Here is an 18,369-nt window from a genome sequence, read left to right as displayed (position 1 = left end):
TTTTCAGGTATTCCCCCTTTTGATCTCATCTAAACCCATTTAAAAAATATTTTGCGTAACTGCCTGTTCTGTGATATAGTTTTTAATTGCGTATAAACGAATATTAAAACATTTATTTAGGAGTTGTTATCATGGCGACAAAGTTTGAAGTAGGCAGTGTTTACACTGGTAAAGTAACAGGATTACAAGCGTATGGTGCGTTTGTTGCATTAGATGAAGAAACTCAAGGACTTGTGCATATTTCTGAAGTAACACATGGCTTTGTAAAAGACATCAACGAGCACCTTTCAATTGGTGACGAAGTACAAGTAAAAGTTCTTTCTGTTGATGAAAATGCAGGTAAAATCAGCCTTTCTATCCGTGCGACACAAGATGCACCTGAAAGAAAAGAAAGCAAACCAAAGAAACAAAGACCACAGCAAGTGAAAGAAGAAGCTGCTGCACCACAAGGTTTCAATACGCTTAAAGATAAACTTGAAGAGTGGATTGAGCAATCAAACCGTAAAGACCTTATCAAGAAATAATAAAAAAGCACCGCATCAAACGGTGCCTTAGATTGTTGACAAAGGGCTAAAATGATTTTTATTTTAGCCCTTTGTCTTCTTTTTCAGCGTGATAGAAAACCTTTGAAGTCAAGGAAGAGCGGCTACTTTTGCGGACGAATTTAGAATTCGTGAGCACCAGCGCGCAGACCTGACAAAGAATGCGAGGGTTTGTCTACATGCTGAGGCTGCCTCATGTAGGCAGCCTTTTTTATGTCTTTTTATTTAACGAACTTCTGGGTTCGGCTCGTCACGGCGAACAGCTTCTTCGCTTGGTTTGAACAACAGACCAAGGTTGACAAGACCTGCAATTCCAACAAGACCATAAATAATACGTGATAATGCAGAACCTTGTCCGCCAAAGATCGCTGCTACTAAGTCAAATTGAAAAAAGCCGATTAGTCCCCAGTTAATAGCACCGATAATCGTGAGCACGAGGGCAATACGCTGAATAGCACTCATCGTGATTCCTCCTTTCGCTACAGCATCAATACATTTATATTTTGCAGATTTTTAGCCAAACTATGCGTAAGAAAATGGATGAAAGCAAATTACTTTACTTTTGGAATGAATGAGGCGCATAATGTAGCGCGAGGAGGAGATCACATGGATCGATTTACTTATTGGAACCCAACGAAATTAATTTTTGGAAAGGGAGAAGTATCAGCCCTTTCAGATGAACTCAAACACTACGGAAAAAACGTATTACTTGTATATGGTGGAGGCAGTATTAAACGAAACGGCCTTTATGACCAAGTTGTCAGCATCCTAAAAGAATCAGGAGCTGCAATCACTGAACTTGCTGGTGTGGAGCCTAACCCGCGCTTAACAACAGTAAGAAAAGGGGTCGAACTTTGCAAAGAGAACGACATTGATTTTATTTTGGCAGTTGGCGGCGGCAGTGTCATTGATGCGACGAAAGCAATCGCAGCTGGTGCGAAGTACGATGGAGATGCTTGGGATATCGTGACACGCAAGCACGTCCCAATGGAAGCTATTCCGTTCGGTACTGTGTTAACACTTGCCGCAACAGGCTCTGAAATGAACTCTGGATCAGTCATCACAAACTGGGAAACAAATGAGAAGTATGGCTGGGGAAGTCCAGCAGTTTTCCCGAAATTCTCTATTCTTGATCCAGTCAACACATTCACTGTGCCTAAAAATCATACGATTTATGGCATGGTTGACATGATGTCACATGTGTTCGAACAATATTTCCATCACACAGAAAATACACCTTACCAAGATCGTATGTGTGAAGGACTTCTTCGCACTGTCATTGAAACGGCACCGAAGTTGATCAACGATCTAGAGAACTATGAGCTCCGTGAAACGATTTTATTCACTGGCACAATTGCGCTTAATGGCATGCTTTCAATGGGGGCACGTGGTGACTGGGCTTCTCATAACATTGAGCATGCAGTATCAGCTGTTTATGATATCCCCCATGCAGGCGGTCTTGCAATCTTGTTCCCGAACTGGATGAAACATGTGATTCAAGAAAACCCAGGCCGTTTTAAACAATTAGCGGTCCGTGTATTCGATGTAGATCCTGCGGGCAAAACAGATGAAGAAGTCGGCTTAGAAGGAATTGACAAGCTGTCAGCTTTCTGGACAAGTCTTGGTGCACCAAGTCGTTTAGCGGATTATGACATCAACGATGAGAAAATTGATTTAATTGCAGACCGTGCAATGGCACGCGGTGAATTTGGTCAATTTAAAAAGCTGAACAAAGAAGATGTTTTAGCCATTTTGAACGCTTCTTTATAATTGAACAATAAAGGGATAGCTGCTTGCGGGCAGTTATCTTTTTTTGAGTTCATCGTGTACATATGTTACAGTAGTCTTTCATGTTTTTGGATATATTCGTTGTAAGGAGATGTTTCAACAGATGGAGAATTTTATTTACTATAATCCAACAAAATTGATGTTTGGAAAAGGACAGCTAGAAGGATTCAAAAGCGAACTCGCTCGTTATGGAAAACGAGTGTTACTTGTATATGGCGGAGGGAGCATTAAGAAAAATGGTCTTTATGACAATGTCATCAGAGCGTTAAATGAAGCAGATGCAGAAGTGTTTGAGCTGTCTGGCGTTGAACCAAACCCGCGCCTCACAACAGTGAAAAAGGGAATCGATATCTGCCAAAAGGAGAACATTGATTTCTTATTAGCCGTTGGCGGCGGAAGTGTGATCGACTGTACAAAAGCAATTGCAGCCGGAGCAGAGTATGACGGTGATGTGTGGGATATTATTTCAAAGAAAACAACCGCTCAAAAAGCACTGCCGTTTGGCACAGTGCTGACACTTGCAGCAACTGGTTCAGAAATGAATCCAGACTCTGTCATCACAAACTGGGAAACGAATGAAAAATATGTGTGGGGCAGCTCTGTCACTCACCCTGCTTTTTCAATTCTAGACCCTGAGCATACGTATTCTGTGCCAGAAAACCAGACGGTGTATGGTATGGTCGATATGATGAGCCACGTTTTTGAGCAATACTTCCATAATGTGAAAAACACGCCTTTACAGGACCGGATGTGTTTTGCTGTTCTTCAAACAGTCATCGAGACAGCACCAAAACTGCTGGAAGACTTACAAAACTATGAGCATCGTGAAACGATTCTATATGCAGGAACGATTGCTTTAAATGGCACGCTGCAAATGGGTTACTTTGGCGACTGGGCGTCCCATACGATTGAGCATGCTGTATCGGCTGTCTATGACATTCCGCATGCAGGCGGGCTTGCTATCCTCTTCCCAAACTGGATGCGCCACACGCTCGATCATAATGTAGAACGTTTTAAAAACCTTATGCTGAACATGTTTGACATCGAAACAGACGGAAAGTCAGATCGTGACATCGCATTAGAAGGGATCGACAAACTGTCAGCGTTCTGGACAAGTCTCGGTGCACCAAGCCGTTTAGCGGATTATGATATTGGTGAAGATCAGCTGGACAAAATTGCCGACATTGCAGCAAAAGAAATGGAATACGGTGGTTTTGGTAACTTTATGAAACTTAACCGTGATGATATTCTATCCATTTTGAAAGCTTCTTTATAATTCAGATTGCCGCTTCTCATCAAGAGAAGCGGCTTTTTGCCATGCCAGTGACGATCACTTGATTTCAAAAGCTAGTTCCGCTAAAGTGAAAGGGACAGAACTAACGTAATGGAGGGCTTACAAGCGATGACACATATTCAATTTGACTACTCGAAAGCGTTACCTTTCTTTCAAGAACATGAGCTTACATATTTAAAAGATTTTGTGAAGGTAGCCCATCATAATATTCATGAACAAACGGGTGCAGGCAGTGACTATTTAGGCTGGGTGGACTTGCCGAAGCAATATGACCGCGAAGAATTTGCCCGCATTAAAAAAAGTGCAGACAAAATTAAATCTGACTCTGACGTCCTGCTCGTTGTCGGAATCGGCGGGTCATATCTAGGGGCACGTGCCGCGATTGAATTTTTGAACCATTCTTTCTATAACACTTTGCCAAAAGGCAAGCGCAAGACACCGCAAATCATTTTTATTGGAAACAACATCAGTTCTTCTTATTTAACAGATGTAATGGATCTATTGGAAGATGCAGATTTCTCCATTAACGTGATTTCAAAATCTGGTACAACAACAGAGCCAGCCATTGCGTTCCGCATCTTTAAAAAGCTCCTCATTGAAAAATACGGTGCTGAAGAAGCGAAAAAACGTATTTATGCGACAACTGACAAGGCACGCGGTGCACTTAAAACATTAGCAACTGAAGAAGGCTACGAATCATTTATCATCCCGGATGATGTTGGTGGACGCTATTCAGTATTAACAGCAGTCGGTCTTTTGCCAATCGCTGTGAGCGGTGCAGATATTGATCAGATGATGGAAGGTGCAGCAAAAGCAAGCGAAGACTTCGCTTCATCGGAGCTTTCTGAAAATGCGGCTTACCAATATGCTGTCGTCCGCAATGTCCTTTACAATAAAGGCAGAACGATTGAAATGCTGATTAACTATGAGCCAGGTCTGCAATATTTCGCAGAATGGTGGAAGCAATTATTCGGTGAAAGTGAAGGGAAAGATGAAAAAGGAATCTATCCTTCATCTGCTAACTTCTCAACAGATCTTCATTCACTTGGTCAATATGTTCAAGAAGGAAGAAGAGACTTGTTTGAAACAATCGTGAGTGTAGACAAGCCTCGACATGAGCTTGTAATTGAAGCAGAAGAACAAGACCTTGATGGCTTGAACTATCTGGCAGGAAAAACGGTTGATTTCGTCAATAAAAAAGCATTTGAAGGAACGATGCTTGCCCATACAGATGGAAAAGTACCGAACCTTATCGTGACAATTCCTGAGATGGATGCTTATACATTCGGATACCTCGTGTACTTCTTTGAGAAAGCATGTGCGATGTCAGGATATTTACTAGGCGTCAATCCATTTGATCAGCCTGGAGTAGAAGCTTATAAAGTGAATATGTTTGCTTTACTAGGAAAACCAGGCTTCGAAGAGAAAAAAGCTGAGCTTGAAAGCCGTTTAAAACAATCATAAGAACAAAAAGCACACCTTTTCATAAAGGTGTGCCTTTTTTGTTTTCTTCAGGTTCCTGTGCAAGCTTTCCTGTGTGCTGTACATAGAATAATGAATGGAGGAGGGTGAAAAATGAGGACGAATCATATATATATTCATGATATTTCTGGGCAGGCGATCGTTAACTTTGGCAATGTCGGACGCATTTGTTCTAAGAGTGCTACGAAGGAAACAGCGGGTTCCGGCAGTGATAACGAGACGAATCAATCATCCAATCAAAGCCTGTTTGATGCCGCGTTTACAAACAATGTACAAATCACGAGGGGGAAATGTATGAATTCCTCTCTTTAACGAACCCTATACAAAAAGGAGGGTTTCGTATGATTCATGTACCATCCAGGCTGCCTGGTGAAAGCTTTTCACTTTACCATTTAGAAGAAACGATGAAGCCGCTCGGTTATGTCATTAATGGCAACTGGGATTATGATCACGGGTATTTTGATTATAAAATTGATAACCGTGATGGCTATACCTTTCTCAGAGTTCCTTTTACAGCCGAGAAAGGCCAGCTCGATCAGCCAGGTGTTGTGGTGAAAATGGGACATCCATTTCTCTTAAAGCATGTCTATCAAGATAAGTTAGATGATCATGCGATGGTTGGAAATGTGGGTGCATCCTTTAATCAATTCCAAGAACCAAAAGAGAAAGATGGGGATGTATCAAAGGCTTATGCTGAGATTGGCTTTTCGCTCGTCAAGGAATTAGAAGACGCACTGCTTTAAAGGCTGATCAATTCATCCTCTGGATGAAGCTCATAGCCAAAGGGAGGATTCATCATGGGTCCTTCTTTTTTTTGTACGCCAACGATAATTACATGATGCTCTAGAAAGTGATGGAGCGCCGTTAAGAATGTTTCTCCAGCCAATGAAGCCGGTACAGGTATGATGGTGACGTGTTTATGCAGCGTCATATGTCGTTTTTTCTTAAACGCCGTAAGCTGTTCCTTTATCAGAAAATGTTCAACCATTAAATGATTGACAGCATCAGAGGTATGAATGACTTGGTTGGCGCCAGCACGCTCGGCATTCTTCACGTAACGATCTGTTAAGATTTCAATTAAACAATATAGAGAAGGGTTTAATCCTTTTGCTGCAAGTAAGGTTAAAACACTCTGCATATCGGCTGTCACTTCATTTTCATGCTGATCCGCGGTAATCATGATTGCATCTGCACCGGTAATGTTGGCTTTACGAAGTGTGACATCTTCGGTCCCATGTCCTTTAATAAAATGAACATTTTCCAAAAGAGGCCCTTCTTTCAAGGAGTCATCAATCAGCACAATCGGCATGGCTGGATCAATCGTTTGAAACGACTGAAGCAGTTTGTTCGTTTTCTCATTCCAGCCGACGATAATGAGGTGTCCTTTCCCCTTAAAGGCTACCTTGCCCTCAACATAATGGTGCTGCTTGCTGAACACAGCGGCGGCAAGTGTGGCGAAATAAGCGGTGACAAAGCTGGCTCCGATAAAAATGAGCGCCATACCTGCCACCTGCCCTGGCATGGTTTGCGGCACAAAATCACCGTAGCCAACCGTAGAGACTGTAATGAGTGCCCACCAGATCCCATCAAAGATCGTATGATACTGCTTCGGTTCAAGTAAAACGATTAATTGTCCAAAAAAGAGAAGCAAGAAACAGATGATAATGGCAATTCGAAGATAAAGTGGCCACCTTAGCCAAGCGATAAAGATACGGTTTGATTTCATCGGACTCTTCCTTTCAGGAGACTGCTAATGTCAGTATGCCCGATTGAGGAAACATTTTTTCATCTTCGTCATGTATTGAAATAGAACCCATATCTTAAAATAAGGGAGAAGAAGGAGGGAATTCGAATGTCGTTTGTTCAAAAGACCGTACTTCTTTTTATTGGTGTGCACTTTTTATCATCAGCTGTCATCTTACTCGTGTTTGATTTAAATGCTGTGAATCATTTTATGAATGATTTTTCATGGCTGCACTTTTTTCAAGACCTTTATGGTACAGGGACCTTTTATACAGCTTGCTTAGGTGTGTTCTTCTTTTTCATTGGTGCGGTTATTCCCCTAAAAAAGACCTAGTGCTTTTTGCTGTACATGGTACATAAAAGTCATTAAAATTGTAAATAAATATATAAAATAAAAAGGAAGCTGATGAGCATGCTGTTTTTTTATTTTTTAACGTTTGCCGCATTGGGTTTATCATTTTGGGCACAATTTAAAGTGAAGAATAATTTTGAAAAGTATTCAAAGGTGGAAGCATCCAGTATGAAAACAGGTGCTGAAACCGCTCGATATATTTTAGATCGCAACGGGTTATACGACGTGCCTGTTGAACCGGTAAGAGGAACTTTGACTGATCATTACGACCCGACGCAGCGTGTGGTTCGTTTATCTGAACCTGTGTACTACGGCCACTCCATTTCGGCCATTTCAGTCGCATCACACGAGGTTGGACATGCCTTGCAGCATCAGGAATCCTATGGTGCGCTTGTTTTGAGACATAAGATCTTTCCTGTCGTGAACTTTGCATCTGGTGTTGCTCCGCTTCTTTTCCTTGGTGGAATTTTGCTCAGCAGCCTTAACTTAATCGGGCTTGGGATCATTTTGTTCTCAGCAGCTGTATTCTTTCAGCTTGTGACATTGCCTGTCGAGTTTAATGCAAGTTCTCGTGCAAAAGATATCATTGTTTCAGAAGGAATCATTAGAAGCAGTGAAGAAAGAGGCGTGAACAAGGTGTTAAATGCTGCAGCTCTGACGTACGTAGCAGCGGCCCTTGTCTCCCTGTTTGAATTGCTCCGTTTTGTAATGATCTTCCTAAATGGCCGTAATGATTAATTGATGCCAGAGGAGGTGAGCCCTTACCATTGTTAGGTAAGGGTTTTTTTGTACATTTTAAACGTATTTTTAGTCATATTACTCATTGCTGCGACAGCATTTTTTGTTGTCACTGAATTTGCGATTGTGAAAATTAGAGGCTCTAAAATCAACCAGCTGATCGAAAGCGGGGATAAGAGAGCCATTCATGTTCAAAAGCTGATATCAAATCTTGACGAGTATTTATCCGCCTGCCAACTTGGCATTACCATCACGGCTTTAGGTCTAGGGTGGCTGGGTGAGCCGACGGTGGAGCATTTTCTGCATCCGCTGTTTGAAAAAATCGGGCTTCATTCTGCATTGACTGACATCCTTTCGTTTATCATCGCATTTGTGATCATTACATTTTTACATGTCGTTGTGGGAGAACTCGCGCCTAAAACAATTGCCATTCAAAAGGCAGAGGCGGTCAGCCTTGTGACAGCAAAACCACTCATCTTTTTCTATAAAGTCATGTACCCGTTTATTAAGGCATTAAATGGGGCTGCACGAAGCATCGTGAAATTATTTGGTTATCATTCTGTCAAAGAACATGAAGTGGCGATCAGTGAGGAAGAATTGCGTCTCATTTTATCTGAAAGCTATGAGAAGGGTGAGATTAACCAATCTGAGTACAAATATGTGAATAAAATCTTTGAATTTGATAACCGAGTGGCAAGAGAGATCATGATTCCGCGTACAGAAATTTCAGCTATAGAGATTGAACAGACATTAGAAGACGTGACCCATTATATGCTGAACGAAAGGTACACACGCTACCCTGTTATTAAAGAAGACAAAGATCATGTGATTGGTGTTATTAACAGCAAAGATGTATTTAAGGCCAGCTTTCTAAATCAAGATGTATCGATTGAAGACTTAATGCGTCCGGTGATCCGAGTGATTGAAAGCACCCCTGTTCAAGAATTGCTCATTTTGATGCAAAAGGAACGGATTCATATGTCAGTGCTCGTAGACGAATACGGAGGTACAGCGGGACTTGTCACTGTGGAGGACATATTAGAGGAAATTGTCGGAGAGATTCGAGATGAATATGATCAGGATGAAACACCTCACATCGTTAAAAAAGGTGATTTTCATTATGTGATGGATGGGAAAGCATTGATTGATGAAGTAAATGATTTATTGGATTTAGCCATTGAGAATGATGATGTTGATACAATTGCTGGCTGGATGATGACGCATAAATTTGATTTTGACATTGGGGATACGATTGAAGCAGAAGGCTGTGAATTTACAATCATTGATGCTGAAGACCACCATATTCGAACCATTGAAGTCAAAAAGGTTCACTTTTCTTAAAAACCTCGCATTGCTTGACGAGGTTTTTTTGCTTGGTAAACTTTAGATAAGAAGATTTGTTTCACATAAAAAGGGTATGGTTTTTATAGAAACGTGAAAAAGGAGCAGCTCATATGAAAAAAATCAATCTACAAACAGACAGACGCGATGATATGATCGACGTCACACATGAGGTTCTCCAATATGTCAGGGAAACAGGCATACAAAACGGAACTGTCATCGTCTATTGTCCACATACGACAGCAGGGATCACCATTAATGAAAATGCGGATCCAGATGTGAAACGAGATATGCTTCGCCGGCTTGATGAAGTTTTTCCGTGGGAACACCCAAAGGATCGCCATATGGAAGGAAATACGGCTGCACATATGAAAGCGAGTTATATGGGGGCGTCTCAGCATGTTCTCATTCATGATGGAGATCTTGTGCTTGGCACGTGGCAGGGAATCTATTTCTGTGAGTTTGACGGGCCGAGGCATCGTCATTTTTATGTACAAGTGTCGTCAAACGAGTAAGAGATGGGGGAAATAAATGGGGGACATCAAAAAGTTACTGCAAATCGAACATGAAATCATCCAAGCACCAATGGCAGGAGGAGCTGTGACACCGCACCTGGCAGCCGCTGTTTCAAATTACGGAGGGCTTGGCAGCTTGGCAAGTGGATATGTGCAGCCTGACGATTTGAGACAGCAGATTAGACAGGTCAAACAGCTGACATCTCGCCTGTTTCAGGTCAATGTGTTTGTACCAGAGCCAATTCCAGATGTGAAAAAAGAGGATGTGGCGTTTTGGGAGAAGAGACTGCCTGTATGGCCCGAAGCTCATAGGATGCCAAGCGAAGAAGAGTTGTGGGATGATTTTGAACGGAAAATCAACATTCTTCTGGAAGAAGACGTTCCGATCGTTTCCTTTACATTCGCCTGTCCAAATGAACAAACGATTCACCACCTAAAACAAAAGGGAATCTTTTTAATCGGAACGGCGACAACAAAAGAGGAAGCACTGCTTCTAGAGGAAAAAGGAATGGATGCCATTGTGCTGCAAGGAAGTGAAGCAGGGGGACATCGCGGCACATTTTTACGTGCAAAAGGAGACGCCTTGGTGGGGCTGATCAGTCTGATCTCTGACGTCAAACCGCTCTGCCGTGTGCCTTTGATAGCAGCAGGAGGCATCACGGACCGATTAGGTATGAAAGCAGCGCTAGCGCTTGGAGCGGATGCGGTTCAAATCGGCACACGATTTTTAGCCAGCCAGGAAAGTGCTGCGGCAGAGGTATACAAGAAAGCCATTTTACAGGCAGAAGGCAGTGAAACAAGGGTGACAAGGCTTTTTTCTGGGAAAAGAGCGAGAGGTATTGTGAATCAGTGGATGGAGGATGAAAGTCTGCATGAAGATAGGGTTCTTCCTTACCCAGTTCAGCATGTATGCACAACACCGATGCGAAAAGCAGCTGCTGCCGGAGGTAACCCTGATCAAATGGCTCTGTGGGCAGGACAAGGCGTTGGACGTATTCACTCGATTTTAAGCGTTGAAGACATCATGCACGAACTGACGCAGACATAAAATCATGATGGGTGGTGTGACAGGATGGACATCTTAAAACATTCCTACCGAAAAAAAGGCCAGATTGAATTTTGGTTTGATGATTTCCCTCATTCTCCTGCTGTCCTTACGCCCATTCGTCATTACTATTTTGTTCGATACGTGAAATGGAGCCGGCACGACTCGCCGGTCACAAGAAAAGATTTAGAAGAAATGGAGGTCCTTGCGAACACGATGCTTGGCACACTCCAAAATTATCGTAAACGCAAGGCATACAGAAGCCCCTTGTCATAACCAATAGACAAGAGGCTTTTTTTAGCTGCCAAACATTTGCCTGAGATAAATTACATCCATCCGGGTAGTCTGCGGTAATAAATAAGCGGATTGAACCGCACCTGGCCGTCTTCTCTTATTCAGTTTGTCGATAATTTCTGCCGCTGTTAAAATTCCAAGTCCATGACCGTAATATTGATCTTCTCCTAAGTAAATCACATTTTCCCCGCGCCATTGCGACTGCTGATAGCTAAACTCTGGATTTTCGAAATATAAACAATCCCCATAGATAAAATCATTCCCGCGCTCTGTATAAATCGACAAAGTATCATAGTGCCAGTCATACAGTGTTAAACTGCGAAGTCTTCGATTAAACTTCTCCTCTCCTACTGTTTGCAAAACCCCCATATAAAACACAATGACAATCGCTGTTGCGCATTCAAATGCATATTTTGAGCCATTTTCAAAAATGTCTTGAATGCCTCTTGATGGCTCCACTTGATAGCGCAGCTCTAGTGCTCCTGCTTCCGACACACGCCAAAACGCATCATTTGCACGCGACCTTTGAAAGATGGCGAATGAGGCACCGCTTTTATTCAAATCTCTTGCAGCATTCATAATGTTCGATCTTAAAGTGACCTCAAATAACAAATCAGATGCTTGCCTATAGCGGAACGTATCATTCGAGGCCTGTAACTGCATCAAAATGATCCGCTTTTGTCCCTCTAGCTGAAACGATGCCAGCTGCTCATTTGTCACTGGCTGTCCTGAAAGGATAATCATATGAAAAGCGCCCCCTTTTGTATTAGCGTATGCAGGGTGCTTGGGCAAGGAATCAATTTGTGAAAATAAACAAAATAGCATCCTTTTTATTTGAAAAACATGAAAATACTATGAAGATGTCCGATATAAAACATATCGTTTAAAAGGAGGAAAAACATGAAAAGTGCAATAAAATGGTTGAAAAAACCATCTATTTCCAAAAGACTGATTATTTCATTCACACTTGTTCTCGTCTTGCCAATCATTACACTCAGTACGATTTCATATCAGATTGCCAAAGAAGAATTAGATCATGAAATCATGTACGGAGCAAAAGCAAGAGTCAATGATATGAATGACATGATCGAGCAAAAGCTTTTGAATAAAGAAAACGCGGTGAAACTTTTTACTCAAACAACTACTGCTGCAGACTTTAAAAAGAAAAACCAGGACGAACTGTATGAGCATTTTGAAATATACAGCAAAATCAACGAAGATGATGTAGTTGGATTTTATGCAGCAAGTAAAAATCATGATTTCATTCAGTTTCCTAAAGTAGACATGCCAAAAGGCTATGACCCAACAACACGCGATTGGTATCAGCAAGCGATGCAGGATGAAAAAGGTGAGCCAGTTGTCACCAATCCATACATTTCTGCTACAACAAACGGCATGGTGGTCACGATTGCCCAGCGCCTGAAGGACGGGTCGGGAGCGATCGGAATCGACATTGATGTGCAAGACATTGTTGATAAAATCAAAGAAATTAAAATTGGACGAGAAGGATATCCAATTATTGCAAATAAAAGCAAACAAATTGTAGCCCATCCAGAAGAAAAGTCAGGATCTGAGGTCACAGGAAATATTTCATCAATCCTTTACAGCGGCAAAGAAGGAACATCAACTTATGAGAATAAAGGAGAACAAAAACGTATCGTTTTTGTCACAAATGATTTAACAGGTTGGAAAATTGCTGGAACGATGTTTGTATCAGAAACAGAAGAAGCAGCACAGCCAGTTTGGAATTCTGCCATTATTCTTTTAATTTCTTCATTTATCCTTGGCGGTGTCGCTATCTTCTTCATTGTTCGCTCGATTACCATTGGACTGAGAAGGCTTGTTGATTTCTCAGAAAAGGTGAGTGAAGGGGATTTAACAGAAACCCTCGAAACCAAATCGAAGGATGAAATAGGAGATCTCACAAGAAGCTTCAGCAAGATGAGTGAATCTCTTCGTGACGTCATTCGCGCTGTACAGCAATCTGTCGACAACGTGGCTTCGGCTTCAGAGGAGCTGACGGCAAGTGCCAGCCAAACAAGTCAAGCAACAGAGCATATCACGATGTCAATTGAACAATTTTCAAATGGAAATGAAGCACAAAACGAGAAAGTCGAATCTAGTACGAATCAGCTTGTGGCAATGAACGAAGGATTACAAGATATGTCACAAACCTCATCTGAAGTGGCTGCTGTCTCTATTCAATCAACAGAAGCTGCTGGTCAAGGCGGCCGAATTGTTGAAAGCACAGCAAGCCAAATGAAACATATTGATACATCTGTACAAGAAGCAGAGCAGGTCATGAAAGAATTAGAATACAAATCTAAAGATATTACGAGTATTTTAAATGTCATTAATGGCATCGCGGATCAAACGAATTTACTTGCGCTTAATGCAGCAATTGAAGCAGCAAGAGCAGGTGAATCAGGACGCGGATTCTCCGTCGTTGCAGAAGAAGTGAGAAAACTAGCAGTCCAATCCGCAGATTCAGCGAAAGAAATTGAGAAGCTCATCCAAGAAATTGTACTAGAAATTGCTAAATCTCAAGATATGTTCAAAGCAGTCAATCGAGAAGTAAACGCAGGACTCGGTATGACAGAGGAAGCAAAAGAAAGCTTCCAGCACATTTATGAGGCGGCAGAAGGAATGTCGAAAAAACTGTCGCAATTAAACGATACAGCCATTGACCTATCAAGCGGTTCAAAGCTTGTTTCACAAGCGATGCAGGAGATGCGCCAAGTCTCGAGAGAAAGCGCAGCAAACATTCAGGACATTGCGGCTTCTGCAGAAGAGCAGCTAGCATCTATGGAAGAAATCACATCTTCCTCTGTGACACTTGCCAACATGGCAGAGGAACTAAAAGAGCTCACAAGTCAATTTAAAATTAATTAAATGATGATGAAAAGATATCCAGAATTGTCTGGATATTTTTTTTATTTTTAAACCTCCCTTCCAGCCTCTAAAAATAAACCTTTCATCCGATAATAACTTTAGAGAAGTAAAGGGGGAAAGTTAAAATGGGAAAAATGATCCAATGGTTCAAAAAACCATCCATTTCAAAGAAATTAATCATTGCCTTTTTGGTCGTCCTTATTCTGCCAACTGTGGCACTGACAATTAGTGCGTTTTTTACATCAAAGACAGAGCTAGACAAACAGATTATGGGCAGTGCGATGAGTCAGGTTAATGCATTTGATACCTTAATCAATGAGAATATTGGCAACAAATCAGATGCTGTGACACTGTTTTCAGACTCGCTCAAAGCGTCTAACCTTCAAGAAAAAAATAGAAATGCGACCATTAAAGAATTACAGCAATTTGGAAAAATTAATGAAAAAGATGTATCCGCAATCTATGCAGGCTCTGAAAAGGGATTGTTTATGCAATATCCAGTTCAAAAGATGCCAGATGGCTACGATCCAAGAGAACGTCCATGGTATCAAGAGGCATTGAAAGCAGAAAACGGAGAACAAGTCATCACAAAACCATATGTAGCAGCATCCACAGGCAAAATGGTTATCACAATTGCCCAAAAAATGAAAGATGGTTCAGGTGTCATTGGTCTTGATATGGAAATTGACAGCCTGCTCCAAAAACTAAAAGAAATCAAAATTGGGCAAAAAGGCTATGCTTTCATCATGGAGAAAGATAAAACAGTTTTAGCAGATCCAACCCAAAAGCCAGGAAGTCAAGTCAATGAAAATCTGGCCAGCATTATTTTTAAAAACAAAGAAGGAAGCGGCAGCTATACCCTCAAAGGAACAGATAAAAAGGTTGCATATGTCACCAATGAATTAACCGGCTGGAAAATTGGTGGAACGATGCTCGTATCTGAAGTAGAAGAAGCGGCAAAGCCCGTTTTCAATACAGCCATTATCGTATTCAGTGTCACACTCATTGTTGCAGGAACCCTCATTTTCTTTATCGTCCGCTCTATTTCAAAAAGGTTATCCAATCTTGCCCGCTTCTCGAAAAAAGTCAGCGAAGGTGATTTACGCGATAAGCTTCAGATCCAGTCAGATGACGAAATTGGACAAGTTGGTAAAGGCTTTAATACGATGATTGACTCATTGCGATCTCTCATTGGAGCCGTTCAAACTTCAGTCGAGAATGTCGCATCTTCATCAGAAGAACTGACTGCCAGCGCAGGACAAACAAGTAAAGCAACAGAGCATATTACACTAGCCATTGAACAATTCTCCAGCGGAAATGAAAGCCAAAATGATAAAGTCGAATTGAGCTCAGAAGAGTTAGAGGAAATGAACCGCGGTCTTCAGAATATGAATGAATCGGCTGAATCCATTACTGCTTCATCGATCAAATCAACAGATATCGCAGGGGAAGGCGGCCAGCTTGTTGAAAAAACCGCTTCTCAAATGAATGTCATTGATCAGTCCGTGAAAAAAGCAGAGAATGTCATCAGTGCACTTGAAAGTAAATCTAAAGACATTACCCAAATTCTGGGTGTCATCAATGGAATTGCCGATCAAACGAATTTACTTGCGCTAAATGCAGCGATTGAGGCAGCAAGAGCTGGTGAATCTGGCAGAGGCTTCTCCGTTGTAGCAGAAGAAGTAAGAAAACTGGCGGTTCAATCTGCCAACTCGGCAAAAGAAATTGAGAATTTGATTAAAGAAATCGTGCAAGATATTGACGTATCACAGGAAGTATTCACTGCAGTGAATCGAGAAGTTCAATCAGGCCTAAGCTTCACTGAACAAACGAAAGTAAGCTTCCACAATATTTTCGAAATGACAAAAGAAATTTCTGACCAGCTTCAAACAATGAATCAAACCGTTGTTCAGCTTTCAAAAGGCTCGGCACATGTGTCAGAGGCTGTTCGTGAGATCGCAGACGTATCACGTGAAAGCTCGGCAAATATTCAAGACATTGCTGCTTCAGCAGAAGAACAGCTGGCATCAATGGAAGAAATCAGCTCGTCCTCTGCCACACTCTCTTCTATGGCAGAAGAATTACGCGATTTAATTAGCAAATTTAAGGTTGAATAGACAGGAAGAAAAGAGCCTCCAGATAGAGGCTCTTTTTCATTGAGTAAATCAAAAGAAATGGGTAATTATACTTATTTTTTGGATTTTTTGAACATTATTCCTTGAAAAATAATTCATATTACCTAAGAATAGAAGAGGAAGACCACAAATCATAAATCAAAAGGAGTAGAGTCATGAAAAAAATCAACTTTTTTAAGCACTTTACGATGTCGAAGAAATTAATTACTGCATTCTTAGCGATTCTCCTAGTGCCAATTCTCGTATTGGCTGCATTTTCTTATGAAGTGGCATCAAAGTCTCTTAATGATGAGATTATGTCTAGTGCTGCAAATGGTGTTCAACAATTAAACGAACTCATTAATAAAGATATACAGCCTAAAATTGACATGGTTTCATACTTATCTAAATCGATCAAAAAGGGTGAATTGACTGCTAAAAACAAAGATTTACTCAAAGTGAAATTAGAGCAATTATCGGAAACAGATGACGATGTAGTAGAAGTATTTGTTGCAGATCAAAATGGTAAACTAACTGAATATTCGGAGATTCACAAAGGTAATGCAAAGAGCGCAAAAAATGAAACTTGGTTTCAGAAATCGATGGGAGAGAAGAAACTCATCATTTCAGATCCTTTTGCCGATAAGTCATCAGATGACCTGCTCATCACAATATCAGAACAGCTAGCAGATGGATCTGGTGTGATCGGGGTGAATGTACGCTTAAATACGGTTGTAAAAGATACAAACAGCATCAAAATTGGCCAAGAAGGCTATGCGTTTATCGCCACATCAGATCAGCGTTATGTGGCCCATAAAACCGATAAGGCTGGGACAAAGCTGACTGGTGACTTCATCTCAAAACTATATGATAAAAAAGAAGGCAGCTTTGAATATGAATACAATGGCCAGCCGAAGCAAATGTTTTTTGACACAAATGAAGCAACCGGCTGGAAGCTTGCTGGAACGATGTATGTGAATGAAGTAAAAGAAGCCGCACAGCCAGTGCTCGACTTAACAATGATCATTCTTGCGGCTGCGATTGCCATTGGCGGAATCGCGATTTATTTTATTATTAAATCGATTCGAAAGCCACTGATAGAGCTCTCTGAATCGGCTGAAAAAATCAGTCAAGGTGATTTGACCCAGTATATTGAAGTTCGTACGCACGATGAAATTGGTAAGCTTGCGCAAAGCTTTAACGACATGTCAGCAAAGCTGAAGCAAGTCATTCAAGCTGTCCAAAATTCCATTGAAAATGTGGCTGCTTCGTCTGAAGAGTTAACGGCAAGTGCAGGACAGACAGCTCAAGCGACCGAGCATATCACATCATCTATTGAACAGTTCTCAAACAGCACTGAACATCAAAATGATATGATCGAAAAAAGCTCAGTTCAGTTAAACGAAATGGATCGGAGCTTATCGCATATGGTCGATACAACCTCTCATATGATGGAATCGTCGATCGAATCGAGCAAAACTGCTCAGGCTGGAGGAGAACTCGTTCAAAAAACAGCAGGTCAAATGCAAACGATTGAGCAGGCAGTAAAAGAAGCAGAGCTTGTCATTGCAGGCTTAGAGCAGAAATCAAAAGATATTACAAACATTCTTGGGGTCATCAACGGTATTGCGGACCAAACGAATCTCCTTGCTTTAAATGCTGCGATAGAAGCCGCACGAGCAGGTGAAGCAGGCAGAGGCTTCTCTGTTGTCGCAGAAGAAGTCCGCAAGCTGGCAGAGCAGTCAGGAAGCTCATCAAAAGAAATTGAAAGCCTGACGAACGAAATTGTGGAGGAAATAGAAAAATCGCAGAAAATGTTTAAACAAGTAGCAGGTGAAGTACAATCTGGATTAAACATTACAGATGAAACGAAAGTGAGTTTTGAGAAAATCACTGATAAAACATTAGAAATGACAGAACAAATGAAACAAATGAACAGATCAGCCGAAGAGCTATCGCATGGCTCAAATGATATTTCTCATGCGGTGAATCAAATCAAAGAGCTCTCAAGAGAAAGCTCAGCAGGCTTCCAAGATATCGCGGCATCAGCAGAAGAGCAGCTGGCATCTATGGAAGAGATCAGCTCATCCTCTGCCACTTTATCTCAGATGGCAGAAGAACTAAGGGAGCTTATTAAACAATTTAAAATGTAAGAGAGTAGCGAAACACCTGACGGCAAAACGTCAGGTGTTTCAGCGTGTAGACAAACCTTCAAATTTGGTGTCAGGT

Annotated in this window: 18 protein-coding genes; 15 read left to right on the top strand and 3 right to left on the bottom strand. The window is 41.4% G+C overall.

The features are described from left to right. Window positions 1-131: 131 nt before the first annotated feature. Window positions 132-524: a S1 domain-containing post-transcriptional regulator GSP13 gene (gene yugI / locus MHB66_RS14720; RefSeq protein ID WP_007500519.1), complete on the top strand. Its 393-nt coding sequence runs from the start codon at window positions 132-134 to the stop codon at window positions 522-524. 243 nt (window positions 525-767) lie between these two features. On the opposite strand, the gene MHB66_RS14715 is transcribed toward yugI, so the two are convergent. Further along, window positions 768-1,004, bottom strand: a complete 237-nt coding sequence (locus MHB66_RS14715; RefSeq protein ID WP_003212952.1) for a DUF378 domain-containing protein — start codon at window positions 1,002-1,004, stop codon at window positions 768-770. A 144-nt stretch (window positions 1,005-1,148) separates the two neighbouring features. On the opposite strand from MHB66_RS14715, the gene MHB66_RS14710 reads away from it, so the two are divergent. The 5 genes from MHB66_RS14710 (at window position 1,149) to MHB66_RS14690 (ending at window position 5,849) form a co-directional block, all read left to right on the top strand. After that, complete coding sequence (locus MHB66_RS14710) at window positions 1,149-2,312, top strand: iron-containing alcohol dehydrogenase (protein WP_034282535.1); 1,164 nt, start codon at window positions 1,149-1,151, stop codon at window positions 2,310-2,312. Between the two features lie 121 nt (window positions 2,313-2,433). Further along, window positions 2,434-3,606 (top strand): iron-containing alcohol dehydrogenase, encoded by a 1,173-nt coding sequence (locus tag MHB66_RS14705; protein ID WP_046313369.1) that lies wholly within the window; start codon window positions 2,434-2,436, stop codon window positions 3,604-3,606. 126 nt (window positions 3,607-3,732) lie between these two features. Then, window positions 3,733-5,088: a glucose-6-phosphate isomerase gene (locus tag MHB66_RS14700; protein ID WP_041107612.1), complete on the top strand. Its 1,356-nt coding sequence runs from the start codon at window positions 3,733-3,735 to the stop codon at window positions 5,086-5,088. Between the two features lie 111 nt (window positions 5,089-5,199). After that, entirely contained in the window at window positions 5,200-5,418 is a 219-nt protein-coding gene (locus MHB66_RS14695) for a spore germination protein (protein ID WP_046313371.1), read from the top strand. A 29-nt stretch (window positions 5,419-5,447) separates the two neighbouring features. Beyond that, entirely contained in the window at window positions 5,448-5,849 is a 402-nt protein-coding gene (locus tag MHB66_RS14690; protein ID WP_024423291.1) for a YugN-like family protein, read from the top strand. Here MHB66_RS14690 and MHB66_RS14685 read toward each other — a convergent pair. Continuing rightward, window positions 5,846-6,832 carry a potassium channel family protein gene (locus tag MHB66_RS14685; protein WP_046313373.1) on the bottom strand — a complete coding sequence of 329 codons (987 nt, stop codon included), beginning with the start codon at window positions 6,830-6,832 and terminating at the stop codon, window positions 5,846-5,848. The two genes, MHB66_RS14690 and MHB66_RS14685, sit on opposite strands and share 4 nt — an antisense overlap. Before the next feature lie 126 nt (window positions 6,833-6,958). Here MHB66_RS14685 and MHB66_RS14680 point away from each other — a divergent pair, with 126 nt between their 5' ends. From MHB66_RS14680 to MHB66_RS14655, 6 genes are all read left to right on the top strand, one after another. After that, window positions 6,959-7,183 (top strand): hypothetical protein, encoded by a 225-nt coding sequence (locus MHB66_RS14680; RefSeq protein ID WP_024423289.1) that lies wholly within the window; start codon window positions 6,959-6,961, stop codon window positions 7,181-7,183. Between the two features lie 81 nt (window positions 7,184-7,264). Next, window positions 7,265-7,939 carry a zinc metallopeptidase gene (locus MHB66_RS14675; RefSeq protein ID WP_024423288.1) on the top strand — a complete coding sequence of 225 codons (675 nt, stop codon included), beginning with the start codon at window positions 7,265-7,267 and terminating at the stop codon, window positions 7,937-7,939. Between the two features lie 48 nt (window positions 7,940-7,987). Next, the gene (locus tag MHB66_RS14670; protein ID WP_024423287.1) at window positions 7,988-9,280 is read left to right on the top strand and encodes a hemolysin family protein; all 1,293 of its coding nucleotides are present in this window, start codon (window positions 7,988-7,990) and stop codon (window positions 9,278-9,280) included. A gap of 113 nt (window positions 9,281-9,393) precedes the next feature. Continuing rightward, on the top strand, window positions 9,394-9,795 hold the full coding sequence (locus MHB66_RS14665) for a secondary thiamine-phosphate synthase enzyme YjbQ (protein WP_034282527.1): 402 nt from the start codon (window positions 9,394-9,396) through the stop codon (window positions 9,793-9,795). Window positions 9,796-9,811: 16 nt separating this feature from the next. Further along, window positions 9,812-10,843, top strand: coding sequence for a nitronate monooxygenase (locus MHB66_RS14660; protein ID WP_046313376.1), 1,032 nt, complete (start codon window positions 9,812-9,814; stop codon window positions 10,841-10,843). Between the two features lie 24 nt (window positions 10,844-10,867). Continuing rightward, window positions 10,868-11,116 (top strand): hypothetical protein, encoded by a 249-nt coding sequence (locus MHB66_RS14655; protein ID WP_034282525.1) that lies wholly within the window; start codon window positions 10,868-10,870, stop codon window positions 11,114-11,116. A 21-nt stretch (window positions 11,117-11,137) separates the two neighbouring features. Here the strand turns inward: MHB66_RS14655 and MHB66_RS14650 are convergent, their stop codons facing one another. Beyond that, window positions 11,138-11,878 carry a protein-glutamine gamma-glutamyltransferase gene (locus tag MHB66_RS14650; protein WP_041115839.1) on the bottom strand — a complete coding sequence of 247 codons (741 nt, stop codon included), beginning with the start codon at window positions 11,876-11,878 and terminating at the stop codon, window positions 11,138-11,140. Window positions 11,879-12,034: 156 nt separating this feature from the next. On the opposite strand from MHB66_RS14650, the gene MHB66_RS14645 reads away from it, so the two are divergent. The 3 genes from MHB66_RS14645 to MHB66_RS14635 all read left to right on the top strand — a co-directional run bounded on the left by MHB66_RS14645 (window position 12,035) and on the right by MHB66_RS14635 (window position 18,293). Continuing rightward, the gene (locus tag MHB66_RS14645) at window positions 12,035-14,026 is read left to right on the top strand and encodes a methyl-accepting chemotaxis protein (RefSeq protein ID WP_046313378.1); all 1,992 of its coding nucleotides are present in this window, start codon (window positions 12,035-12,037) and stop codon (window positions 14,024-14,026) included. Window positions 14,027-14,151: 125 nt separating this feature from the next. After that, window positions 14,152-16,143: a methyl-accepting chemotaxis protein gene (locus MHB66_RS14640; RefSeq protein WP_046313381.1), complete on the top strand. Its 1,992-nt coding sequence runs from the start codon at window positions 14,152-14,154 to the stop codon at window positions 16,141-16,143. A 173-nt stretch (window positions 16,144-16,316) separates the two neighbouring features. Beyond that, window positions 16,317-18,293 carry a methyl-accepting chemotaxis protein gene (locus MHB66_RS14635; protein WP_046313383.1) on the top strand — a complete coding sequence of 659 codons (1,977 nt, stop codon included), beginning with the start codon at window positions 16,317-16,319 and terminating at the stop codon, window positions 18,291-18,293. Window positions 18,294-18,369 lie beyond the last annotated feature (76 nt).

The sequence above is a fragment of the Bacillus sp. FSL L8-0167 genome, from assembly GCF_038630295.1.
Taxonomy (GTDB): Bacteria; Bacillota; Bacilli; order Bacillales; family Bacillaceae; genus Bacillus; species Bacillus safensis.
This window is presented reverse-complemented; position numbering and strand designations above follow the sequence as displayed.